Annotated in this window: 20 protein-coding genes; 13 read left to right on the top strand and 7 right to left on the bottom strand. The window is 71.6% G+C overall.

The genetic code is table 11. The features are described 5' to 3' along the window. Positions 1-38: 38 nt before the first annotated feature. Positions 39-887 carry a helix-turn-helix transcriptional regulator gene (locus ACIRD8_RS14650; RefSeq protein WP_403990262.1) on the bottom strand — a complete coding sequence of 283 codons (849 nt, stop codon included), beginning with the start codon at positions 885-887 and terminating at the stop codon, positions 39-41. A gap of 237 nt (positions 888-1124) precedes the next feature. Between ACIRD8_RS14650 and ACIRD8_RS14645 the strand changes: the two genes are divergently transcribed. From ACIRD8_RS14645 to ACIRD8_RS14635, 3 genes are all read left to right on the top strand, one after another. Then, entirely contained in the window at positions 1125-2066 is a 942-nt protein-coding gene (locus ACIRD8_RS14645; RefSeq protein ID WP_403990260.1) for an SDR family oxidoreductase, read from the top strand. 188 nt (positions 2067-2254) lie between these two features. Beyond that, complete coding sequence (locus tag ACIRD8_RS14640) at positions 2255-2923, top strand: RNA polymerase sigma factor (protein WP_403990258.1); 669 nt, start codon at positions 2255-2257, stop codon at positions 2921-2923. Further along, positions 2920-4008: a CU044_5270 family protein gene (locus ACIRD8_RS14635; RefSeq protein WP_403990256.1), complete on the top strand. Its 1089-nt coding sequence runs from the start codon at positions 2920-2922 to the stop codon at positions 4006-4008. Before ACIRD8_RS14640 ends, ACIRD8_RS14635 begins: the two co-directional genes overlap by 4 nt. A 58-nt stretch (positions 4009-4066) precedes the next feature. Here the strand turns inward: ACIRD8_RS14635 and ACIRD8_RS14630 are convergent, their stop codons facing one another. Beyond that, entirely contained in the window at positions 4067-4627 is a 561-nt protein-coding gene (locus tag ACIRD8_RS14630) for a hypothetical protein (protein WP_403990254.1), read from the bottom strand. A gap of 132 nt (positions 4628-4759) precedes the next feature. Between ACIRD8_RS14630 and ACIRD8_RS14625 the strand changes: the two genes are divergently transcribed. Together ACIRD8_RS14625 and ACIRD8_RS14620 are read left to right on the top strand one after the other, a co-directional pair. Further along, a complete protein-coding gene (locus tag ACIRD8_RS14625) occupies positions 4760-5353 on the top strand; it encodes a TetR/AcrR family transcriptional regulator (protein ID WP_403990252.1) in 594 nt (197 codons plus the stop codon). A 69-nt stretch (positions 5354-5422) separates the two neighbouring features. Then, positions 5423-6061, top strand: coding sequence for a hypothetical protein (locus ACIRD8_RS14620; protein ID WP_403990250.1), 639 nt, complete (start codon positions 5423-5425; stop codon positions 6059-6061). 41 nt (positions 6062-6102) lie between these two features. Here ACIRD8_RS14620 and ACIRD8_RS14615 read toward each other — a convergent pair whose 3' ends face one another. Next, a complete protein-coding gene (locus tag ACIRD8_RS14615) occupies positions 6103-6957 on the bottom strand; it encodes an alpha/beta fold hydrolase (RefSeq protein ID WP_403990248.1) in 855 nt (284 codons plus the stop codon). Between the two features lie 199 nt (positions 6958-7156). On the opposite strand from ACIRD8_RS14615, the gene ACIRD8_RS14610 reads away from it, so the two are divergent. Genes ACIRD8_RS14610 through ACIRD8_RS14585 form a run of 6 tightly spaced genes read left to right on the top strand, consistent with a single transcriptional unit; the run spans position 7157 to position 15644 of the window. Beyond that, on the top strand, positions 7157-8449 hold the full coding sequence (locus ACIRD8_RS14610) for an ABC transporter substrate-binding protein (RefSeq protein WP_403990246.1): 1293 nt from the start codon (positions 7157-7159) through the stop codon (positions 8447-8449). A 30-nt stretch (positions 8450-8479) separates the two neighbouring features. Continuing rightward, positions 8480-9424 (top strand): carbohydrate ABC transporter permease, encoded by a 945-nt coding sequence (locus tag ACIRD8_RS14605; protein WP_403990244.1) that lies wholly within the window; start codon positions 8480-8482, stop codon positions 9422-9424. Positions 9425-9438: 14 nt separating this feature from the next. Further along, positions 9439-10275, top strand: coding sequence for a carbohydrate ABC transporter permease (locus ACIRD8_RS14600; protein WP_403990242.1), 837 nt, complete (start codon positions 9439-9441; stop codon positions 10273-10275). After that, positions 10272-11324 (top strand): LacI family DNA-binding transcriptional regulator, encoded by a 1053-nt coding sequence (locus ACIRD8_RS14595; protein ID WP_403990240.1) that lies wholly within the window; start codon positions 10272-10274, stop codon positions 11322-11324. The genes ACIRD8_RS14600 and ACIRD8_RS14595 overlap by 4 nt, the downstream gene beginning before the upstream one ends. 52 nt (positions 11325-11376) lie before the next feature. Beyond that, positions 11377-13311 (top strand): cellulase family glycosylhydrolase, encoded by a 1935-nt coding sequence (locus tag ACIRD8_RS14590; protein WP_403990238.1) that lies wholly within the window; start codon positions 11377-11379, stop codon positions 13309-13311. A 26-nt stretch (positions 13312-13337) separates the two neighbouring features. Next, positions 13338-15644, top strand: coding sequence for a glycoside hydrolase family 3 N-terminal domain-containing protein (locus tag ACIRD8_RS14585; protein WP_403990236.1), 2307 nt, complete (start codon positions 13338-13340; stop codon positions 15642-15644). Between the two features lie 15 nt (positions 15645-15659). Here ACIRD8_RS14585 and ACIRD8_RS14580 read toward each other — a convergent pair whose 3' ends face one another. From ACIRD8_RS14580 to ACIRD8_RS14570, 3 genes are all read right to left on the bottom strand, one after another. Beyond that, positions 15660-16997, bottom strand: coding sequence for an MFS transporter (locus ACIRD8_RS14580; protein ID WP_403990739.1), 1338 nt, complete (start codon positions 16995-16997; stop codon positions 15660-15662). A gap of 174 nt (positions 16998-17171) precedes the next feature. Then, positions 17172-18449 carry a glucarate dehydratase family protein gene (locus tag ACIRD8_RS14575; RefSeq protein ID WP_403990234.1) on the bottom strand — a complete coding sequence of 426 codons (1278 nt, stop codon included), beginning with the start codon at positions 18447-18449 and terminating at the stop codon, positions 17172-17174. Beyond that, the gene (locus ACIRD8_RS14570) at positions 18446-19402 is read right to left on the bottom strand and encodes a 5-dehydro-4-deoxyglucarate dehydratase (protein WP_403990232.1); all 957 of its coding nucleotides are present in this window, start codon (positions 19400-19402) and stop codon (positions 18446-18448) included. The genes ACIRD8_RS14575 and ACIRD8_RS14570 overlap by 4 nt, the downstream gene beginning before the upstream one ends. A 173-nt stretch (positions 19403-19575) precedes the next feature. On the opposite strand from ACIRD8_RS14570, the gene ACIRD8_RS14565 reads away from it, so the two are divergent. After that, complete coding sequence (locus tag ACIRD8_RS14565) at positions 19576-20367, top strand: IclR family transcriptional regulator (RefSeq protein ID WP_403990230.1); 792 nt, start codon at positions 19576-19578, stop codon at positions 20365-20367. Positions 20368-20409: 42 nt separating this feature from the next. Here ACIRD8_RS14565 and ACIRD8_RS14560 read toward each other — a convergent pair whose 3' ends face one another. Further along, complete coding sequence (locus ACIRD8_RS14560; protein WP_403990228.1) at positions 20410-20871, bottom strand: Asp23/Gls24 family envelope stress response protein; 462 nt, start codon at positions 20869-20871, stop codon at positions 20410-20412. 270 nt (positions 20872-21141) lie between these two features. On the opposite strand from ACIRD8_RS14560, the gene ACIRD8_RS14555 reads away from it, so the two are divergent. After that, positions 21142-22299, top strand: coding sequence for an acyl-CoA dehydrogenase family protein (locus ACIRD8_RS14555; RefSeq protein WP_403990226.1), 1158 nt, complete (start codon positions 21142-21144; stop codon positions 22297-22299). Positions 22300-22309 lie beyond the last annotated feature (10 nt).

Raw genomic sequence — 22309 nt, 5'->3', positions numbered from 1 at the left:
ACCGGAGTCACCGCGGCCCCTGCCGCGCCGCGTGCAGGTCAGCGCAGGGCCTGCGGGCCTATGACCGCGAGGAGGCGCAGCTTCTCGTGGCTCTCGCTGCCCGGGGCCGCGGTGTAGACGAGCAGGCGGTGCGACTGGTCCGGGTCGAGGAGGTTCTGGCAGTTCAGTTCGAGGGCGCCGACCTCCGGGTGGACGAAGCGCTTGACGTGATGGGGGCGGACGCCGACCTCGTGCCTGTCCCACAGGCCGCGGAATTCCTCGCTCCGGGTGAGGAGCAGCTCCGCGTAGCGCGCGGCTCGGGAGCCGGGGCCCCGTAGAGCGGCCACTTCACGCAGGCCGGACGCGAACATCCGGGAGAGGAACGCGTGGTCCTCCGGCGCGTAGAGCTCGCGGGCCGCCGGGTCCGTGAACCAGCGGTAGCCGATGCTGCGCGCCGGGCCGGTGTAGCGGGTCGTGTCGCCGGTGAGGGCTGCGCCGAGCGGGGTCTGCCGCAGCGTCTCCCCGAGCTCGGTGACGACCTCCGCGGGCGTGTCGTCCAGCCGGTCGAGGATGCGCAGCAGGCCGGGGCTGACGTGCTCGCTGACGGTGCCTGTGCCCCGTACGGGCGGGGCGTGGCCGGCCAGGCGGAACAAGTGGTCCCGCTCGTCGAGGGAGAGGTGCAGTCCCTGCGCGATCGAGGCGATCATCGGCTCGGAGGGCTGGGGGCCCCGCTCGCGCTCCAGCCGGGCGTAGTAGTCGGTCGACATGTGGCAGAGCTCGGCGACTTCCTCGCGGCGCAGCCCGCTGGTCCTGCGCCGCCGCCCGCGCGGGAGGCCGACGTCCTCGGGTTGCAGCAGCTCCCGGCGGCGCCGCAGGAACGCCGCGAGGCCGGCTCGGTCGATCTCCATGCGTTCTCTTCCTCTCGTACGGATCCTTTGTAGCGCGCGCACCCGTGCTCATCCACGGATCGTCGATCCCCCTCTGCGGCGGGGCGGGCTGTCGGCAGGCGTGTCCCCGGTGCTGTCTCTGCAGGTCAGCTCTAGTCTGGCCGCGCCGGCCGGGCATATCGGTGGATCGGGAGTCCCTGGATAGGTCCGGTCGTCGGGGTCACGGTGGGGGCAACGACTTCGTAAGGGAGTGCACTCATGCCACGTCAGGACATCGACATCACCGTTCCCGACCTGACCGGCCGGCGCGCCGTCGTCACCGGAGCGAGTGACGGGATCGGGCTCGGCATCGCCACGCGGCTGGCCGCCGCCGGCGCGGAGGTCGTCATGCCGGTCCGCAATTCGCGTAAGGGCGAGGCGGCAGCCGCCAGGATCCGTGAGCAGGCCCCCGGCGCGAACGTTTCGCTGCGCGCCCTCGACCTCTCCTCGCTCGCCTCCGTCGCGGAGCTCGGCAAGACCCTGCTGGACGAGGACCGCCCCGTTCACCTGCTCATCAACAACGCCGGCGTCATGACCCCACCCGACCGTCAGACGACGGCCGACGGCTTCGAGCTGCAGTTCGGCACCAACCATCTGGGCCACTTCGCCCTGGTCAACCACCTGCTGCCGCTTCTGCGAGCCGGGCAGGCCCGCGTGACGTCGCAGGTCAGTGTCGCCGCGAACCGCAACGCCATCCAGTGGGACGACCTGAACTGGGAGCGTTCGTACAACGGCATGCGCGCGTACAGCCAGTCGAAGATCGCCTTCGGCCTCTTCGGGCTCGAACTCGACCGCCGCAGCAGGGCTGCGGGCTGGGGCATCACGAGCAACCTCTCGCACCCGGGAGTCGCGCCGACGAGCCTGCTCGCCGCCCGCCCGGAGGTCGGCCGCGCCAAGGACACCCTGGGCGTGCGCCTGATCCGCGCTCTGTCCGCCCGCGGCGTCGTGGTCGGAACGGTGCACACGGCGCAGTTGCCCGCCCTTTACGCCGCCACGTCCCCCGAGGCCGTGGGCGGCGGGTTCTACGGACCGAGCGGGATCGGGAACATGGGCGGCGGCCCGGCGGAGCAGAAGCTGTACGGCCGGCTGCGCGGCAGGGAGGACGCGCAGCGCATCTGGCGGATCTCCGAGGAACTCGCGGGCGTTCGCTCCTGGGGATAGCACCGAAGGGGACGGGGCCGCCACTCCTCAGCCGGCCGGCACCAGGAAGGCAACAGCGGCGTTATGGCGAGTCGGGCCGTCCAGCATCAGTGGCGGCCCCCGCCGTGTGGCGCGGGTCACCGGAACTCGTCGGTCGGGCCGGAGAGGTAGGTGGTGTGAGGTGTAACGAGCAGGGAGATCGGGAGCGCATGCGTGCACGGATCAGGGCGGGCGACCGCGAGGCGTTCGCCGCGCTCTACGAGGAGTACGCGCGGGCGGTCTACAACCACGCCTACCGGCTGACGGGCGACTGGTCGACCGCCGAGGAAGTGTTGTCCGAGACCTTCCTGGCGGCCTGGCGCACCCGTCACGCCGTCGAACCGGAGGGCGACTCGCTGCGGCCGTGGCTGCTCGGGATCGCCACGAACAAGGCGCGCAACGCGAACCGCGGCATCGGGCGGCGCCTGGCCTTCCTGGCCCGCCGCCCCGCCCCGGAGCCGGTGGCGGACATCGCGGACGGCACGGCAGGGCGTGTCGACGACGCACGGCGGCTCGCCGCGGTCCAGCGGGCGCTGGGCGGGCTCCGCCGCCAGGAACGCGAGGTGCTGGTCCTCTGCGTCTGGTCCGGGCTGGACTACGCCGGGGCCGCCGAGGCCCTCGGCATCCCGGTGGGCACCGTGCGGTCGCGGCTGTCCCGTGCCCGTGCCCGGCTGCGCCGGCTCACGGACGAGGAGCTCGGCCGGGCGCCGGACGGGTCCGCGCGGGAGGCGCGAACCGGAGAAGCGGTCCGATCAGGCCGGGAACCCCGCCCCGGCCGCGGAGAGGTAGGGAGCAGGGCCCCGTTCGTGGCCCTGCCCATCCAGGAGGAAGCCCGATGAACGACCGTACCTCCGGCCCCGAGCGGGCCGAACGCGAGGAACTGGGCCGGCTGTTGCCGGCCCCGGCCGAACGGGATCTGCCCCCGGGCCGCCATCTCCACCACAAGGACACCCTGATGCGTCTGATCGACCAGGACGGCGCCCGCGCCACCGCTCGCCCCCGCCCCCGCCTCCTGCGCCCTGCCGTCCTGCTGCCCGCCGCCGGGCTGGCCCTGGGCGGGGTGCTGCTGACCACGCTCGCCGTGACCGGTCAGGACAGCGCTCCGTCACCGTCCGCCGCGGGCACCGCCTCCCACGCGCCGGCCCCGCGCGGCGCGGCCGTACTGCTCGACCGGATCGCGTCAGTCGCCGGGAAGAGCGACGAACGGACGGTCACCGGCGACCAGTTCGTGTACGTGAAGACACTCCAGACCGGTAACGAGGGGGAGTTCGGCGGTCCGTTGGAGCTGGGCAAGCCCCACGAGCGCGAGGTCTGGATGTCGCAGGAGCCGGGACCGGTGATCGATGAGGGCCTGATCCACGAGGACGGCTCCTACATCCCGATCGTCGTCGGGGTTCCGGACGGCGAGAAGCCCGTCGGCTACCCGGCCGGCCTCAACCGGCCGACGTACAACTGGCTGGCCTCGCTGCCCACCGACCCCGACGTCCTGTTGCGGCGGCTCACCACCGAGATCACCCGGGACCAGAACGCGCGCGACACCCCGGCCGAGGACCGTGACCAGGCCCAGGACGTCTTCGACGCCATCGGTGCGCTGCTGCAGGAGACGGTGGTGCCGCCGAAGACCGCGGCTGCTCTCTACAAGGTCGCGGCGAAGATCCCCGGAGTGACCGTGGACTCCGCCGCGGTGGACGCGGCCGGCCGGCACGGGATCGGTGTGGCCCGCGACGACACCCGGACCGGGTGGCGCACCGCCTGGATCTTCGACTCCACCACTCTGGAGTACCTGGGCAACCGGGTCTACCTCTTCAAGGACACCGACATGGGCAAGAAGGGCAACCTGCTCGCCGAGTCGGCGGTGCTGGAGCGCGCGGTCGTCGACGCCCTCCGCGAGAGGCCGTCGGCCGGGAAGCCCTCGGCCACCTGATCCCGCCGGCCTGCCGGGGCGCGACCACACGCCCCGGCAACGGCCTCGCACCTCCTTGTCACGCCCGGGTGCGGGTGGGCTTCAGCCGGAGTGCCGAGACGAGGAAGAACACGCCTCCGAGGAAGGCGTAGCCCGCGAGGTTCACCAGCGTGGGATCGCCGCTGCCGGCCTGCGTGATGAGCGAGGTGCCGGCGAGTACGGAGATGGCACCACTGATGATCATCGGCCACTGGCCGCCCAGGGCCCGGCGGACGGCACCCGCGACGAGTTGGACGAGTCCGGAGGCGACGGCCCAGGCTCCCCAGATCCGCAGGACGTCCGGAATGCCGGACGTGACGGCGACCGCCAGGCCGATGACGGCCAGCGAGCTGATCGCGATGTTCACGTGGAGGGCCGGCGCCGTACCGCCGTTCGCCTTGGCGGACCGTACGTCGACGATCGCTGCCGCCACGTCGAACAAGGGGTACACGAGCAGGAGCGCCACGCTCAGCGGTCCCAGCGTGTCGGCGGTCGCGAACAGGAGCCCGGCCCAGACCGCGGCGAACGCGAAGCGCCCGAAGTACAGCTTGCGCAGGGTCGCGGGGACGCTGGGGGGTGCGGTGCTGACGAGGGTGTCCACGGGAGGGCCTTTCGATGGTGTGACGGCGTCGTGATGCCGAATGAGGGAGAACGTTCGGTCTCATGCATTACAGACCCCCACGGCCCTGTCAAGACCGAACGTTCTACCTCAGGGGTTTGATAGCCTGGCCGCATGAGCCCCAGCCCAGAAGGCGGCAGCACGTCCGAAGCGCGGGCGCGGCTGCTCAGCACAGCGACGCGGATCTTCTACGCGGAGGGGATCCACTCCGTCGGCATCGACCGGATCACCGCGGAGGCGAAGGTGACCCGGGCGACGCTGTACCGCCACTTCGCGGGCAAGGAAGACCTCGTCCTCTCGTATCTGGACCAGGCCGACCAAGGGATCCGAGCGCAGGTCGCCGCCGCGCAGACGGGCAGCCGGTCGGCCCCCGACAAGGTCCGGGCCGTTGCCAGGTCCATCACGGAGGGCATCCGCTCCCCCGGTTTCCGCGGCTGCGCCTTCCTCAACGCGGTAGCCGAGTATCCCGATCCCGCACACCCGGTCCACCAGGCCGTCCTGGCCCACCGGGAGTGGTTCCTCAACACCGTCACGGACCTGCTGGCACGGACCGGCGACGCCCCCGCCGGGCCGGCCGCCCGGCACCTCGTCATGCTCCGGGACGGTGCCATGGCAGCCGGCTGCCTCTTCGACCCGGAGCTGATCTCCGAAACCTTCCTGCACGGCGTCGAGGGAATCCTGAGCTCTCGCGCCGCCGCGGAAGGCTGAGCGACGCGCCGTCAAGGCGCAGGCACTCCCCCGTCCGAGCGGTGAGCCCCGCCCCGCTAAGGTCCCGGCATGCGTGATGTGCAAGTGGTGCTGATCGGCGGCACGTCGAACGTCGGGAAGTCGGCCGTCGCCCGCGCGGTGGCGGACAGGCTCGGCTTCGAGTGCCTGTCGACGGACCACCTGGCCCGGCACCCGGGGAGGCCCTGGCGGACGCCCGACCGGGAAGTGCCCCCGCACGTCGCCGAGCACTACGGCGGTCTCACGGTCGACGAGCTGATCCGGTCCGTCCTCGACCACTACGACCGGCTGTGGCCCCGCATCGAAGAGCTGATCACCGCCCGTGCGGTCGAGGACGGTACGGGGCCGGGCCTGGTCCTCGAGGGTTCGGCGCTCCGGCCCGCGCCTGTCGCGAAGCTGGAGGTCCGGCGTACGGCCGCCGTATGGCTCACCGCGGACGACGCCGTACTACGCGCCCGGGTGCGCACGGCCGGCCGATACGAAGCGGCGACCACCGCGGAACAGCACCTGATGGACCAGTTCCTGGCCCGCACCGGGCGCTTCCAGGAGCTCATGCTGGATGCCGTCGACGGACTGGGCCTGGACCGCCTCGACGCGGGCGCGGGGCATACGGTCGCGGAGTTGGCCGACCTGGTACTCGCGGCCATCGACACGCAGGCCACCGTGGGACGCTCACCCGGCGGGGGCTGATCCGACGTCGCACCCCACCGACGAGGGCCCCGCGCCGGGGCTCAGTGCGCCACGAGGTCCGCGAGCAGCTCGGCGGCGGGCTTCGGGTGGACGAGCCAGCGCAGGTGGCTCCCCTCGAGCGTCCGGACGTCGAAGGGGTTGTCCGGTGTGAGCGCGTCCGCTTCGCGGATCATGCGGTCCTGCACGGCGGGCGGAACGCTGGTATCGGCGGCCAGGCGCACATAGGTCCGGGGAATCCGGCCCCAGGTCGCGGCCTGCGCACGGTCGGCGGACGTACCGCCGTCGAGGTTCTCGTCGGGCTGGAAGGTGTTCAGGAAGTTCCGGAACTCGTCATCGGTGAGGTCGGCGGCGAACGCCTGCCTGAACGCGGCGAGCGCCACCGGGTCGGCGGTGCGGAAATTGACCCGCAGAAGGCCAAGTTCGGCCGGGTTGCCGACGAGGGCGGCAGCCAGGGCCCCCGGATCCACGTCCGCCATCTCCGGCTGGGCGTAGTAGTCGGCCACGTCCAGATCGACGGGGCACCAGGCGGAGACGTAGACGATCCGGTCGATCAGCTCCGGCCGGGCGTTGGCGACGGCGGTGACGGTGATGCCGCCCCTGCTGTGGGCGACGAGGATCGTGGGCCCGTTCCCCTTGGCCCGTTCGAGGGCTTCGATCACGCGGGCGACGTTGTCCGCGAGCGTGACCCCCTTGATGCTCCCCGGTTCGGCGGCGAGGGCGTCGAGGTCCTGAGGAGCCTGGTAGGGCCCGGGGAAGGTCGCCTCGAATCCATGGCCCGGAAGGTCGACCGCGGCCGACCGGTGCCCCAGGAGGGCGAGTTCGGCCTGCAGCGGTGCGAACGAGAACGAATTCGCGAAGGCCCCATGGACAAGGACGAATGTAGGCAGATTCTGCATGCCTCACCCTCCGACAGAACGGCCTCCGGAGCAATACCCGCATCAGGATCACCACCCCTCCGCCCGCCCGGAATGTCCGCCCTTCCAGCATGTGCAACCGGGGGTTGACCATCTTCTCCCGCGCCCCTAAGTTTCTCGCAACCTGCTGGTACATCGATTAACCACCCCGGTTTCACGTCCTGGTTGGAGACATCCCGCTGTGCGCTCACCCCTGAGTCGGCGCGGTTTCCTGGCTGCTGGTTCCGGCCTCGCCGCCGCTGCCGCGCTCCCCGCAATGTCCGGCTGCTCCACGCTCGCCTCGGCCGATTCCGACCCCGGCACCCTGCTCGTCCACACCCAGCTCGGGACCACCGCGCCGGGCTCCGCCACGTACACCGCCGTCGTGAAGGCGTTCGAGAAGGAGAACCCGGGGATCCGGGTCAAGAACCTCGTCAACGGCGACGACCTCCCCCAGGTGTACGAGACCTCGCGGCTGGCCCGTAAGGAGCCGGACGTCGTCATGGTCAACCTGTACGACAAGACGCTGGCCTGGACCGATGTCGGCGCCACCGTCGATGTGAAGGGCTATCTCGACGACTGGGGACTGCGCGACCGGGTCCTGCCCGCCGCCCTCACGGAGTGGACCGACGGCAAGGGCAGGCTCCGCGCCTTCCCGTACTTCGCCACCAACTGGCCCGTCGCCTACAACACCCACCTGCTCGACCGGGCCGGCGTCGGCTCCGTCCCCACCACCGGGGACCAGCTCATCGGCGCCGCGCGGAAGCTGCGGGCCAAGGGCATCGCGCCGGTCACCGTCGGCGGAAACGACTGGACGGGGCAGAAGCTGCTCGCCCAGATCATCCAGACCTTCCTCACCCCGGAGGAGGCCCGGCAGGTCTACACGACCGGGGACTTCAGCGGCAGCCGGGGAGCGCGCGCGGGCATCGACTACTTCGTGACCCTGCGGGACGCCGGTGTCTTCGCCGACAAGGCGCAGGGGCTGACCTCGGACACGATGACCACGCAGTACAACACGGAGGCGGCGGCCATCCAGTCCGCGATGTCCTCCGCGCTGGCCAAGGTCCCCGCGAAGGCGGCCGGGCACACCGAGATCGGCGGCTGGCCGCTGGCGCCGGGCGCCGCCCACGAGAAGCCGACCATCCTGCGCTCGTACACCCTGATCGGCTTCTGGGTCAGCCCCAACGGCACCAAGAAGATCTCCACCGTCGAGAAGTTCCTCCGCTTCATGTACCGCCCCGACGTGGTGTCCCGCTTCATCACCGAGAGCGGCCGTGACATGGCGCTCGTGACGGACACCGTCAGCAAGGACTTCCCGCTGGTGGCCGAGGCCCAGCAGCTCGGCGACCGGGTCGGCCAGGCGCTCCTGCCCGACCTGTACGTCCCCCCGACGGCCACCCAGCCGCTGATCACCGCGACCAGCACCGCCTTCACCCGGGGGACGAGCGCGGCCTCCGTGCGCTCCGCCCTGGAATCCGCCTACCGCACGGCCTGACCGCGCGCCCGAGTCCTTGCGAGTCCTCCTATGACGATGCTCTCGTCCGCCCCGGGCGGGGCCTCGGTCCACGGGCCGGTCCCTCCCCCGCCGTCCGCCTCCACCACCACCAAGCGCCGCACGCAGGGCGGGACCGTCCTCGCCGTGCCCGCGCTGGTCTGGTACCTCGTCTTCATGGTCGGCCCGCTGGTCGCCATCTTCGTCATCGCGGCCCTGCGCTGGCCCGGGATGCTCCAGCCGGTCTCCTTCGCCGGCACCGGCAACGTCCGCGCCGTCCTGGACGATCCGGTCTTCTGGGACGCGGTGAGCAACACCGCCGTTCAGCTCGCCGTGGCGCTGCCGCTGATGATCACCGGCGCGTACATGCTCGGTTACTACGTCGCCCAGAAGCCGCCGGGCCACCGTGTCCTGCGGTATCTGCTCTTCATCCCCGGGCTGATCTCCACCCCCGCCAAGGCGATGGTGTTCTACGCGGTCCTCTCCCCGGACGGCCTGCTCAACGGCGCCCTGGACAAGGCCGGTCTCGGCTCGCTCACCGACGCCTGGCTCGCCTCCCCGTCCACCGCGCTCGGCTCCCTCATCGTCCTCGACGTGTGGAGCGGCATCGGGTTCACCGCCGTGCTGTTCGCGGCCCGGCTCGGCAGCGTCCCGGACGAGATCGGCGAGGCCGCGCAGCTCGACGGCGCCGGGCACTGGCGGGCCATGTGGCGCATCCACTTCCCCGTCATCCGGGACTTCGTGGGCGTCGTGACGATGCTCCAGTTCCTCTGGACGCTGTTCGGCTCCGCGCAGAACGTCCTGCTGCTCACCCAGGGCGGTCCCGGCAGCTCGTCGACGACGCTGTCCTTCCTCGTCTACCAGAAGGCGTTCATCGCGGCCGATCTCGGCTACAGCCAGACCGTCGGCGTGGTCCTCTTCCTGGTCGGCCTCGCCGGGCTGCTGACCATCCGTCGCGTCTTCCGCCAGAACTACTGAATCGGAGCGGTCCCATGAAGTACGGGAAATTCGGAAGGTCCTGGCTGCCGGCGCACATCTTCGCGTGGCTGTACATGGTGCTGCTGGTCGTCCCCCTCTACTACCTGCTGGTCTCGGCGTTCAAGACGAACGACCAGATCTTCGGCAGCCCGTTCTCCCTGCCCACCTCCCTGTCCACCACCAACTTCACCGAGTCGTTCTCCTCCGCGCACCTCGGCCCGGCCGTCCTCAACTCGATGCTGGTCACCGTGCTGGCGCTGGTGCTCACGCTGGCCCTCGCGATACCGGCCGCCTTCGCCATCGCCCGTACGGAGGGACGCGTCGGGGCGCTGGTGGAGCGGGTGTTCTCGCTGGGCTTCCTGATCCCCACGTTCGCCGCGCTGTTCCCCACGTTCCTGCTGGCCGCCGCCACCGGGCTGTTCCACACCCGCGCGTTCATGGTGCTGTTCCTGCCGGCCACGGCGATGCCGCTGTCCGTGGTGATCCTGGTGCAGTTCATGCGGACCATCCCGCGGGAGATGGAGGAGGCGGCGCGCATGGACGGCGCGTCCACCTTCGCCGTCCTGCGGCACGTCTACACCCCCATGTGCATGCCGGGGATCGCCACGATCCTGCTGCTGAACTTCCTGACGTTCTGGAACGAGTACCTCTACTCGCTCGTCATCATCGGCCCCGACCCCGAGCAACGGACCGTGCAGGTCGCCCTCCCCACGCTCAAGTCCCTGACCGGTACGGACTACGGCATCCTTACGGCGGGCACGGTGCTGACCCTGGTCCCGGTCTGGGCGGTCTACACCGTGCTCCAGAAGCGGATGCAGCAGGCTCTCGTGAGCGGGGCGGTGAAGATGTGAACAAGCGTCTGGAGGGTCGTACGGCTGTACGTCCCACGATCAAGGCAGTGGCCGCCGCCGCGGGGGTGTCGACCGCGGCGGTCTCGCAGGCCGTCAACGGCACCGGCCGGATCTCGGAGGCCACCCGCCGCCGGGTCCTGGACGCGGCCACCGAACTGGGCTGGTCCCCCAGCGCCTCCGCGACGGCGCTGCGCCGGGCCCGTACCCGTACGATCGCGCTCGTCGTCCGGCGGCCCACCGATGTGCTGGGCTCCGACCCGCACTTCAGCGAGCTGATCACCGGTCTGGAGGGCGAACTCGCGCCGCGCGGTTACGGTCTGCTGCTCCACCTGGTCGCGGACATCGCCCAGGAGAGCGCGCTGTACGAGCGGCTGGTCGCGGAGGGCCGGATCGACGGCGCCGTGCTGACCGACGCCCGCGCCGACGACCCGCGCCCGGAGCTGCTGCGGGGCCTCGGGCTGCCCGCCGTGCTGCTCGGCTCCCCCGACGCCGCCTCGCCCGTGCCCCGGGTGGGGCTCGGGCAGCAGGGCGCGGGCGTGAAGGAGGCCGTGGCCCATCTGCTGGAGCTCGGCCACCGCCGCATCGCCTACGTCGCGGGCCCGGCCGAACTGCTGCACACCCGGCTGAGGTTGCACGCCTTCGAGGAGGCCCTGGCCGAGGCGGGGCTGGCGCCCGTCGCCGTACGGCACAGCGACTTCACCGAGCGGGCCGCCGTCGACGTCACCGAGGAGCTGCTCGCGCTGCCCGACCGGCCGACGGCCCTCGTGTTCCCCAACGACTCCATGGCCGTCTGCGGCGTCGGCACGGCGCAGCGCGCCGGGCTCCGGGTGCCCGGCGACCTGTCGGTGGTCGGTTACGACAATCTCTCGCTCGGCCGCTGGGTCCACCCCCGGCTCACCACCGTCGACCAGCAGGTGCAGCGCGTCGGTGCCGCCGCCGCCCGCACCCTGCTCGCCGGCTGCGGCGAGGACGTGCCCCCACCGGAGCTCGACGGCCGCCCCCGGCTGGTCGTACGGGAATCGACCGGCCCGCTGACACCCCCCACCTGAACCCGCCGCACCGACCGGCACCCCCGCACAGCGAAGAGGACCCAGAAACACCATGCGACGCCACAGCGCCCAGCTCACCCACGACTCCGCCGTCCTCCCGTGGCTCGGCACCAACTTCTGGTCCCGCACCGGCGGTCCGCTGATGTGGCGGAACTACGAGCCGAAGACGGTGCGCGAGGAGCTGGCCGTGCTCCGGGAACACGGTCTGAACATGACCCGGTCCTTCTTCTACTGGCCCGACTTCCACCCGGAGCCCGGCCGGATCGACGAGGAACTCTGCGACCGCTTCCGTGACTTCCTGGACGCCCACCACGAGCTGGGCATGGGCACGGTCCCCACCTTCATCGTCGGCCACATGTCGGGCGAGAACTGGGACCCGGCGTGGCGCGGGGACCGCGATCTGTACGAGGACGTGTGGCTCGTCGGCCGGCAGGCGTGGTTCGTCTCCCAGATGACCCGCCGCTTCAAGGACCACCCGGCCGTCACGGGCTGGCTGATCACCAACGAGATGCCCGGCTACGGCCGGATCTACCAGGTCGACCCGCCGTCGAGCGATGTCGTCACCGCCTGGGCGCAGTTCATGTGCGACGCGGTGCGCGCGGCGGGCGGCACCCAGCCGGTGTCGCTCGGCGACGGCGCGTGGGGCATCGAGGTGACGGGCCGCGACAACGGCTTCTCGCTGCGGGAGACCGCCGAGTACGTCGACTTCGTCGGCCCGCACGTCTACCGCTCCGACACGGACCGGCCGCGCCAGCACTACCGGGCCGCGTTCGAGTGCGAACTGGCCGCCGTCACCGGTCAGCCGGTCGTCCTGGAGGAGTTCGGGCTCTCCACCGACACGGTCTCGGCCGCGAACGCCGGGATCTTCTACCGGCAGACCCTGCACAACTCGCTGCTCGGCGGCGCCACCGGGTGGATGGCCTGGAACAACACGGACTACGACGACCTGTGGGAGCAGTCGCCGTACGACCACCACCCCTTCGAGATGCACTTCGGGATCACCGACAGCGCCGGGCGCCCGAAGGAGCCGCTGCGGGAGCTGGCCGCCTTCGCGAAGGTCCTGGAGCAGGTCGACTTCCCGCGCTGCCGCCGTACGGACGCGGACGCGGCCCTCGTGGTCCCGGCCTTCCTGGAGCGTGGCTACCCGTACAGCCGGCCCGCCGACCGCCCGCTGATCTTCACCTCGCTGCACCAGGGCTATGTGGCGGCGCGCGGCGCCGACCTGCCGGTGGCGTTCGCCCGGGAGGCCGACGGGCTGCCGGACGACGCCTCGCTGTATCTGCTGCCGTCGACCCGCCAGCTGACCACCCGCACCCGGCGCGCACTGGAGCGCCGGGCGCTGGAGGGCGCCACGGTGTACCTGTCGTTCTGCTCGGGTGAGTACCCGACGACGCGCGGGCCCTGGTTCCACGACCTCGACGGGCTGTTCGGGGTGGAGCTCCAGCTGTCGTACGGGGTCGCCGAGCCGATCGAGGACGACGTGCTGGAGATGACGTTCACCGAGGACTTCGGCTCGATAGCCGCCGGTGAGGTGCTGACCTTCCCGGTGGCGGGCAACGAGGACAGCCGCGCCTATCTGCCGGTCGTCCCGGACGGCGCGCGGGTCGTCGCCACCGACGCGCACGGCCGCCCCGCCCTTCTGCGGTACGAGACGGGCGCGGGCCGCACGGTCCTGGCCACCTATCCGCTGGAGCACATGGCGGCCCGTACGGCCCGTGCCAACCCGGAGCAGACCCACCGGCTGTACGCGGCGCTCGCCGAACTGGCCGGTGCGGCGCGCCCGGTGACGGTGGACACCCCGTACGTCAGTGCCGACGCCCTGGTCCGCGAGGACGGGGCGCGGTTCGTGTGGCTGGTGAGTCAGTCCGGCGAGGAGCTGACCGTACGCCCGTCGGCGGACGGGGAGCTGCGTGAGCTGACCGGCGGTGACCCGGTGCGGGACGTGACCCTCGCCCCGTACGGCGTGCGCGTCCTCGAACTGCGCTGACCGCCCGACCCTTGAGGAGCCACCCCATGCCCGAGCCCCTGTTCCGCGATCCCGGGGCGCCCGTCGCCGACCGGGTACGCGATCTGCTGTCGCGGATGACGCTCGCCGAGAAGGTGGGCCAGGTCAACCAGCGGATGTACGGCTGGGACGCGTACGAGCGCACCCCGTCCGGCCACCGGCTGACGGAGGCGTTCCGCGCGGAGGTGGCGGCCTACGACGGGATGGGCGCGCTGTACGGACTCCAGCGCGCCGACCCGTGGTCCGGGGTGACCGCGGAGACCGGCATCGGCGCGGCGGACGGGGCGGCGGTCTCGGACGCGGTGCAGCGGCACGTCGTCGAGAACACCAGGCTCGGCATCCCCGTGCTGCTGGTCGAGGAGATGCCGCACGGCCTCCAGGCCCTGGACGGGACGGTGCTGCCGGTGAACCTGGCGGTCGGCGCCACCTGGGACCCGGAGCTGTACGAGGAGGCTGCGGCGCTCGCCGCCGGGCAGCTCCGGGCGCGCGGCGGCCATGTCGCCCTGGTCTCGGCACTCGACCTGGTGCGGGATCCGCGCTGGGGCCGCGCGGAGGAGTGCTTCGGGGAGGACCCGTATCTGGCGGCAAGGTTCACCGAGGCGCTGGTGCGGGGTGTGCAGGGTCCGGCCGGGGGCCGTATCGGGCCGGACCGTGCGGCCGTCGTGCTCAAGCACTTCGCCGGGCAGGGGGCCACGGTCGGCGGACGCAACAGCGCGGCCACCGAGCTGGGCGCGCGGGAGCTGCACGAGATCCATCTCGTGGCGGCGCTGGCGGGCGTACGGGCCGGGGCGGCGGGCCTCATGGCGGCGTACAACGAGTTCGACGGCGTGCCCTGCGCGGCCAACTCCCACCTGCTGACCGGGATCCTGCGGGAGCGGTGGGGCTTCGACGGCGTGGTGATGGCCGACGGGCTGGCGATCGACCGCCTGGTGCGGCTGGCGGGCGATCCGGTGGCGGCCGGGGCGCTGGCGCTGCGGGCCGGGACCGATCTGAGCCTGTGGGACGACTGCTATCCCCGGCTGGCGGAGGCGGTCCGGCGGGGGCTGATCGAGGAGTCCACGCTCGACACGGCGGTCGGACGCGTCCTCGCGCTGAAGTTCCGGCTCGGCCTCTTCGAGCACCCGTACACCGGCGCCCGCGAGGCGGACCCCGTGCCCATGGAACAACTCAGCGAGCGCGTCGCCCGTGAGTCGGTCACCCTCCTCGACCACGACGGGGTGACGCTGCCGCTGGCCGGCCGCCGCATCGGGAGGATCGCGGTCATCGGGCCGAACGCCGACTCCGTGCCGCAGCAGATCGGCGACTACAGCGCGCCGCAGCGGCCCGGCACGGGCAGCAGTGTGCTGGCCGGCCTGCGTGCGGCGGCACCCGTCGGCACGGAGGTCACCTACGCCCGGGGCTGCGGCCTCGTCGGCGGCGACCGCTCGGGGCTGCCCGGGGCGGTGGCGTCGGCGGCGGGCGCGGATGTGGCGGTGCTGGTCCTCGGCGGGTCGAGCGCGCGGGAGTCCGGTGCGCGTTTCGATGCCAACGGCGCGGCCGTCGTCACCTCCGGGAACCCGGTGGAGATGACCTGCGGCGAGGGCGTCGACCTGGCCGAACTCGGTCTGCCGGAAGGGCAGTCGGCCTTGCTGGACGCGGTCGCCGCCACGGGCACCCCCGTCGTCGTGGTGCTGGTCCAGGGCCGGCCGCACGCCCTGCCGGACCTCACGGGCAGGGCGGCGGCGGTGCTGAGCGCCTGGTATCCGGGCCCGTGGGGAGGCAGGGCGGTCGCGGACGTGCTGTTCGGCGCGGCGGAACCCCAGGGCCGGCTGCCCGTCTCCGTGCCCCGCTCGGCCGCCCAGCTCCCGGTGTTCTACAACGGCAAGGACCACGGCTACCGGGGTTACGTCGACCAGCCCGCCACGCCCCGCCATCCGTTCGGCCACGGCCTGTCGTACACGACGGTCGAGTACGGCACGCCCCGGCTGTCCCTGCCGTCCGTGGCGGCGGGCCGCTTCGGTGACGGGGCGCGGCCGCTGAGCTGCACGGTCCGTGTCACCAACGCGGGTGGCAGGCCGGTGCGGGAGACCGTCCAGCTGTACGTGCGCCGGGTGCTGGGCGGGACCTCGTGGCCCCGGGTGCGCGAACTGCGCGGTTTCGTCCGGGTGGAGCTGGCGCCGGGCGGGAGCACCGAGGTCACCTTCCCGGTGGACGCGGGGACCCTGGCCTCGTTCACGTACGCGGGGGAATGGGCCGTGGAGCCGGGCGAGTTCGCGGTGGAGACGGGGCCGTCCTCCCTGCGCACCCGCGCGGCCCGGCTCACGGTCACGGCGTAGACCGCTCGCCCCCCGTCAGGCTGTCCCCGGCTCCACCTGCACGGTCCGGGCCGTGCCCGGCGCCCCTTCCTCCGGCGCGGGGGCCGCGGCCCCCTTCGACGTACGGACGCGGACGCGGTCGTTGCGGCCGCCGCCCCGCACCAGCAGCACGCTCAGGGCGGCCAGGAAGCCGACGACGGTGAGGCCGACGAGCCCGCCCTTCGTCGAGCCGGTGGTGTCCTCGATGATCCCGAAGGCGGTGGGGGCGACGAACCCGCCCAGGTTTCCTATGGAGTTGATCAGCGCGATGCCGGGGGCGGCGGCCCGTGCGTCGAGGTAGCTCTGCGGGATCGTCCAGAAGACGGGCGAGGCGGGCTTGAAGCCCACGGCGGCCAGACAGAGCGCGCCCAGGCCGACCCAGGGTGAGGCGAAGACCGCGAGCAGGGTGCCGCAGCCGCCGATGAGGAGCAGCACCACCAGGACCGGCCGCCGTTTGCCGATGCGGTCCGAGATCCGCCCGCTGACGTACACGGCGGCGATGGCGCAGATCCACGGAACGGACGTCAGGAATCCGACCTGGAGGTCGCTCAGGCCGCCGATGTCGTCGACGATCGACGGCAGCCAGAACGTCACCGCGTACAGGGCGACGTTGATCGCGAAGTAGATCCACAGGAAGAGCAGCATCTGGGGGTCGGCGAGCAGCTTCCAGCGGGAGACGCGGGCCTTGGTGCCGCGCTGTGCGTCCCGGGCGTCCTGTTCGGCGTCGATGGTGCTGACGAGGCCGGCCTTCTCCTCGTCCGTCAGCCAGGTCGCCTGCTCGATGCCGGAGTCGAGGTAGCGGTAGACGACGAAGCCGAGGACGACGGAGAAGACACCCTCGACGAAGAACATCCACTGCCAGCCGGAGTGGCCCCAGAGGCCGTGCATCTCCAGCAGGGCCCCGGAGACGGGGCCGACGATGACGGTCGCCGTGCCGGAGCCCATCAGGAAGACCGAGGTGGCGCGGCCTCGGTGGGAATCGGGCAGCCAGCGGCTGAAGTAGTAGATGACGGCGGGGAAGAAGCCGGCCTCGGCGACGCCGAGCAGGAAGCGCAGCGCGTAGAACATGCCCGGGCTGTTGACGAAGGCCATCGCGGTGGCGACGACGCCCCAGCTGATCATGATGCGGGTGAGCCACACCTTGGCCCCGAACCGCTCCATCAGCATGTTGGAGGGGACCTCGAAAATGGCGTACGCGATGAAGAAGATGCCCGCGCCGAGTCCGAACGCGGCGGCGGACAGCCCGACGTCGGCGCGGAGCTGGTCCTGGGCGAAGCCGAGGTTGACGCGGTCCATGTAGTTCGCGACGAACATCACGAAGAAGAGGGGGACCACACGGCGGAAGATCTTGTGGATCGCCGACCTGACGGCCGGTGGGTGCTGGACTTCGGGGGTGGGGGGAGTTGCGGGCACGAGCGGCACTCCTTTGTGCGGCCGGACCGCCGCCGCTCGCGCGGCGGCGGCCGCCCACCGTCGGGTGCGGTGGGGTCGGGGAGGTGGGGGGGAGGGTTACCAGCGGGGCACGGACGGGGTGGTCCACTGAGGGTCGGTGACGCGCATCGCGGCCGCGTCGTCGCGGTCCTTGTACGTGCCGTCGTCGTCGAGCCACCGCTGGTGGAGGAACGCCAGCTTTTCGCGGTCGAGTTCGACCCCGAGGCCGGGCACGTCGGAGACGGCGACCTTGCCGCCGTCGAAGGTGAGCCGCTCGGTGAGGACGTCCTCCGACTGCCAGGGGTAGTGGGAGTCGCAGGCGTGGTGGAGGTTGGGGACGGTGGCGGCCACATGGGTCATGGCGGCGAGGCTGATGCCGAGGTGGGTGTTGGAGTGCATCGACACTCCGACGCCGAACGCACGGCATATGGAGGCGAGTTGCTGGGTGTTGCGGAGGCCGCCCCAGTAGTGGTGGTCGGAGAGGACGACCTGTACGGCGCCCTGGGTGAAGGCGTCCTTGATCTCGTCGAAGGTCGTCACGCACATGTTGGTGGCGAGCGGTACGCCGGACTTCGTGGCGACCTCGGCCATGGCGGGGACGCCGGTGGCCGGGTCCTCCAGGTACTCCAGGACTCCGCCGAGCTCCTCGGCGACCTTGAGGGAGGTCTCCACGGACCAGGCGCCGTTGGGGTCGAGCCGCAGCGGGTGGCCGGGGAAGGCGGCGGCGAGGGCCTTGACCGCGGCGATCTCCTCGTCCGGGGGGAAGACGCCGCCCTTGAGCTTGAAGGAGGTGAAGCCGTAGCGCTCGGTGAAGGTGCGGGCCTGTTCGACGATCCCGGCGGGGTCGAGGGCGGCGCCCCACGGGTCGTCCTCGCCCCCGGGCCGCTTGTAGAAGAGGTAGGCGCTGTACTCGACGGCGTCGCGCACCTTGCCGCCGAGCAGCGCGTGCACGGGCAGGCCGAGTGCCTTGCCGAGGGCGTCGAGGCAGGCGACCTCGAAGGCGGAGACGACGGAGAGGCGCAGCTTGTCGGCGGTCTGGACACCGCGCAGCCCGCCGACGTCGACCTGGCCGGTGACCCGGGAGGCATCGACGGCGACCTCGTCGGCCGCGCCGAACAGCCCGTTGAGGTCGCTGACCTGGCGGCCGACCAGCTGCTCGGCGAGGGGCCGGGCCAGCTCCAGGTACTTGGTGTCGCCGTAGGTCTCGCCGAGGCCGGTGGCCCCGTCGGCCGTGACCACCTCCACGATCAGGCGCGGGGTGTACGGCTGGTGGACGCCCGCGGTGTTCAGCAGCGGCGGGTCCGCGACCAGGATCGGGGTCAGCGTCACGTCCGTGATGGTGAGGTCGCGGGTCACAGGGAGGCTCCTACGAGGTCGAGTCCGGTGCTGAGCAGGGTCGTGAGGTCGGCCAGGTCGGTGGCCGAGGGGTCGGCGAGCGGGGCGCGTACGGGGCCGACCGTGTACCCGCGGAGCCGGGCCGCGGCCTTCACCAGCGACACGGCGTATCCGGGGACGCGGTCCCGGAGTTCGACGAGGGGTACGTAGAAGTCGCGCAGCAGCTTGTCGACCGTGCCGGCGTCACCCGCGTGCAGGGCGGCGAAGAAGGCGTTCGCGATCTCGGGGGCGAAGGCGTGGACGGCCGAGGAGTAGGCGGGGACGCCGACGGTGGCGTAGGCCATGGCCTGGATCTCCGCGGTGGCGGCGCCGTTGAAGAACAGGAAGCCGTCGGGGGCGGCGAGGGTGAGGCGCTGGAGGCGGTCGAGGTCGCTGTGGCCGTCCTTGACGCCGATGACTCCGGGGATGCGGGCGATGCGGCGGAACGAGTCGGCGGTGTAGGCGACCTGGCCGCGCTGGTAGGCGATGAGAGGCAGCCGGGTGCGGTCGGCGATGTGCTGGAGCTGGGCGACCAGCCCGTCCTGCGGGGCGGCGGTGAGGTAGTGCGGCAGGACGAGGAGCGCGTCGGCTCCCGCCTCCTCGGCGATACGGGCGAACCGGGCGGCCTGCGCCCAGCCGTAGCCGGTTCCGGCGACGACCGGGAGACGGCCGGCGGCCTCCTCGACGGTGATCGAGACGACCTGGCGGTACTCGTCCTCGTCCAGGGAGAGGAACTCGCCGGTGCCGCAGGCCGGGAAGACGGCGCCGGGGGCGGCGGCGAGGCGCTGCGCCACATAACCGCGGAAGCCGTCGGGGTCGAAGGATCCGTCCTGGTGGAAGCTGGTCAGCGGGAAGGACAGCACGGCGTCGGCCATTCCGTTCCGCAGCCGTCGCGCCACGTCGGCTGCGGCCTCCGTGCCGGTGTCGAGACTCACGCCATCTCCCTATGTAGACGTCATCCATGTATGAGGATGGAGATTAGGGAGGCGGACCTCGGGGCGTCAATGGGTACGCAGGACCGTTCTCGTATCCGGCGCCGTTCTCGTATCCGGCGCCGTTCTCGTATCCGGCGCCGTTCTCGGGAGCGGGGCCGGATTACGATCGGCACATGCCAGACACAACGGAGGCGGGCGGCGTCCGCGAGGTGAAGTCCGCGGCGCGCACGGTCGAGCTGCTGGAGGTGCTGGCTGCACGCGGCGACCGCCCGGCGCGGCTCCAGGAGCTGGCGGACGAGCTGGGCGTGCCCCGCAGTTCGATGTACGCGCTGCTCCAGACCCTGATCTCACGCGGCTGGGTCCGCACGGATCTGACCGGTTCCCTGTACGGCATCGGCATCCACGCCCTGCTCACCGGCACCAGCTATCTGGACTCCGATCCCCGGCTGCGCGCGGTGCGGCCGTATCTCGACGAGGCGTCCGAAGCGCTGGGCGAGACGATCCACATGGGCCGGCTGGACGGGCGGGACGTGGCGTATCTGGCGACGCGGGAGTCCCATGAGTACCTGCGGACGATCAGCCGTGTCGGGCGTCGCCTCCCGGCGCACGTGGGCGCACTGGGCAAGGCCCTGCTGGCCGAACGACCGGACGAGGAGCTGCCCGAGGGGCCGTACGAGGCACTGACGCCGAACACCCACACACACCGGGACGCCCTGCTGGCCGACCTCGCGGAGGTCAGGGCGCGCGGCTACGCGGTGGACCGGGAGGAGGGAGTGACCGGGATCGTCGGCCTCGGGTTCGCCCTGCGGTACGACAACCCGGCGCAGGACGCGGTCAGTTGCTCGGTGCCGGTGGCCCGGCTGACACCGGAGCACGAGGAGCGGATCGTCGCGGTGATGCGGGAGATCCGGGCGAAGGCGGAATCGACGACTCCGGCCGTGAACGGGTCGGCGCACTGGCGCTGAGGCCCGTCACCGGGGCCCGCCCCCGCGTCATCGCACGCGCGGTCACTGCACGCGTGCGGACGAGCGCCTGCGCTCCTCCTCGTCCTCGTCGTCATCCTCGTCCGGGACGTGGACGTCGAAGACGTTGATGTTGATCTCGACGACCTCCAGACCCGTCATCGTCTCGACCGCGTCCGTCACATGGGTCCTGATCCGGTCGGCGAGCTCATGGATCGGTATGCCGTACTCCACCTCGATGTCGACGTCGACCGCGGTCTGCTTCTCCCCCACTTCCACCTTCACCCCGCGCCCGCCGCCTGAGGATGCTCCGGGCACCCGGCCCGCGACGGCACCCAGCGCCTTGGACGCGCCCCGGCCCACCGAGTGCACGCCTTCGGTCTCGCGGATGGCGATTCCGGCGATGGTGGCGACCACCCCGTCGGCGATGGTGGTCCTGCCGCGCCCGGACCGCTCCCCGTTCCTGTCTGTCGTTGAGCTCCCGCCCAGGGATCCGACATCAGCCATGACTGCCTCACAGAGGGTTCGTTGCGACGAGGCGACTCGTCCCTCGTCGGCTCCTCTCTCACTGTGCGCCTGCCTGCCGCCTACCGCCATCGGGGTTACGTACCGCTCGGCACGGCGACACTCCGCGACCGGGAACCGGCCGGTACGGGTGCCGGGCGTGCTCAGCATCACCCTGGACAGCCACCGTGACCGCCGGGTAACTTTTGACCAGGACTGAGCAAGCGCTTAGCCACCGCGACCGACGCTGAAGCTGACACCAGGAGGCATCCCGTGCGCCGTACGGTTTACAACGAGGACCACGAGGCGTTCCGGGAGACCATCCGCGCCTTCATCGAGTCCGAGGTCGTCCCCGTCTACGACGAGTGGTTCGCGGCGGGCCAGGCGCCCCGCGACTTCTACTACAAGCTCGCCGAGCTGGGCATCTTCGGCATCGAGGTGCCCGAGGAGTACGGCGGCGCGGGCGTCGAGTCCTTCAAGTTCGAAGCGATCCTGTACGAGGAGACCGCCCGCGCGGGCATCTCCTTCGGCGGCTCCGGCGTGCACGTCCTGCTCTGCCTGCCCTACCTCAAGGCGTACGCCACCGACGAGCAGAAGAAGCGCTGGCTGCCGGACTTCGTCTCCGGCAAGTCGATGTACGCGATAGCCATGACCGAGCCGGGCACCGGTTCGGACCTGGCCGGCATGAAGACCACCGCCAAGCTCTCCGAGGACGGCACGCACTACGTCCTCAACGGCGCCAAGACCTTCATCACCGGTGGCGTGCACGCCGACAAGGTCATCGTCTGTGCCCGCACGGACTCCCCCAAGGCCGACGACCGCCGCCACGGCATCTCGCTCCTCGTGGTCGACACCAAGTCCGAGGGCTACTCGGTCGGCCGCAAGCTCGACAAGCTGGGCCTGAAGGTCTCCGACACCGCCGAACTCGCCTTCGTGGACGTCAAGGTGCCCGTCGAGGACCTGCTGGGCGAGGAGAACAAGGGCTTCTCCTACCTCGGCCAGAACCTCCCGCAGGAGCGCCTGGGCATCGCCGTCGGCGCGTACGCGCAGGCCGCCGCCGCCGTGCGGTTCGCCCAGCAGTACACGCAGGACCGCACCGTCTTCGGCAAGACCGTCGCGTCCTTCCAGAACACCAAGTTCGAGCTGGCCGCCTGCAAGGCCGAGGTCGACGCGGCCGAGGCCGTCTGCGACCGGGCGATCGAGGCCCTGGACGCCGGTGAGCTCACCCCCGCCGAGGCCGCCTCGGCGAAGCTGTTCTGCACCGAGGTCGCACACCGCGTGATCGACCGCTGCCTCCAGCTGCACGGCGGCTACGGCTTCATGAACGAGTACCCGATCGCCCGTCTCTACACGGACAACCGGGTCAACCGCATCTACGGCGGCACCAGCGAGGTCATGAAGTCGATCATCGCCAAGTCCATGGGGCTCTGAGAGCGGCTAC

The sequence above is a fragment of the Streptomyces sp. NPDC102451 genome (assembly GCF_044765485.1).
Lineage (GTDB): Bacteria > Actinomycetota > Actinomycetes > Streptomycetales > Streptomycetaceae > Streptomyces.
This window is presented reverse-complemented; position numbering and strand designations above follow the sequence as displayed.

Excerpts from the sequence above, each read along its gene's own strand:
- ACIRD8_RS14650 (WP_403990262.1), bottom strand. The coding sequence starts at position 887 with ATGGAGATCGACCGAGCCGGCCTCGCGGCGTTCCTGCGGCGCCGCCGG.
- ACIRD8_RS14645 (WP_403990260.1), top strand. The coding sequence starts at position 1,125 with ATGCCACGTCAGGACATCGACATCACCGTTCCCGACCTGACCGGCCGG.
- ACIRD8_RS14640 (WP_403990258.1), top strand. The coding sequence starts at position 2,255 with ATGCGTGCACGGATCAGGGCGGGCGACCGCGAGGCGTTCGCCGCGCTC.
- ACIRD8_RS14635 (WP_403990256.1), top strand. The coding sequence starts at position 2,920 with ATGAACGACCGTACCTCCGGCCCCGAGCGGGCCGAACGCGAGGAACTG.
- ACIRD8_RS14625 (WP_403990252.1), top strand. The coding sequence starts at position 4,760 with ATGAGCCCCAGCCCAGAAGGCGGCAGCACGTCCGAAGCGCGGGCGCGG.
- ACIRD8_RS14620 (WP_403990250.1), top strand. The coding sequence starts at position 5,423 with ATGCGTGATGTGCAAGTGGTGCTGATCGGCGGCACGTCGAACGTCGGG.
- ACIRD8_RS14615 (WP_403990248.1), bottom strand. The coding sequence starts at position 6,957 with ATGCAGAATCTGCCTACATTCGTCCTTGTCCATGGGGCCTTCGCGAAT.
- ACIRD8_RS14605 (WP_403990244.1), top strand. The coding sequence starts at position 8,480 with ATGACGATGCTCTCGTCCGCCCCGGGCGGGGCCTCGGTCCACGGGCCG.
- ACIRD8_RS14600 (WP_403990242.1), top strand. The coding sequence starts at position 9,439 with ATGAAGTACGGGAAATTCGGAAGGTCCTGGCTGCCGGCGCACATCTTC.
- ACIRD8_RS14590 (WP_403990238.1), top strand. The coding sequence starts at position 11,377 with ATGCGACGCCACAGCGCCCAGCTCACCCACGACTCCGCCGTCCTCCCG.
- ACIRD8_RS14585 (WP_403990236.1), top strand. The coding sequence starts at position 13,338 with ATGCCCGAGCCCCTGTTCCGCGATCCCGGGGCGCCCGTCGCCGACCGG.
- ACIRD8_RS14565 (WP_403990230.1), top strand. The coding sequence starts at position 19,576 with ATGCCAGACACAACGGAGGCGGGCGGCGTCCGCGAGGTGAAGTCCGCG.
- ACIRD8_RS14560 (WP_403990228.1), bottom strand. The coding sequence starts at position 20,871 with ATGGCTGATGTCGGATCCCTGGGCGGGAGCTCAACGACAGACAGGAAC.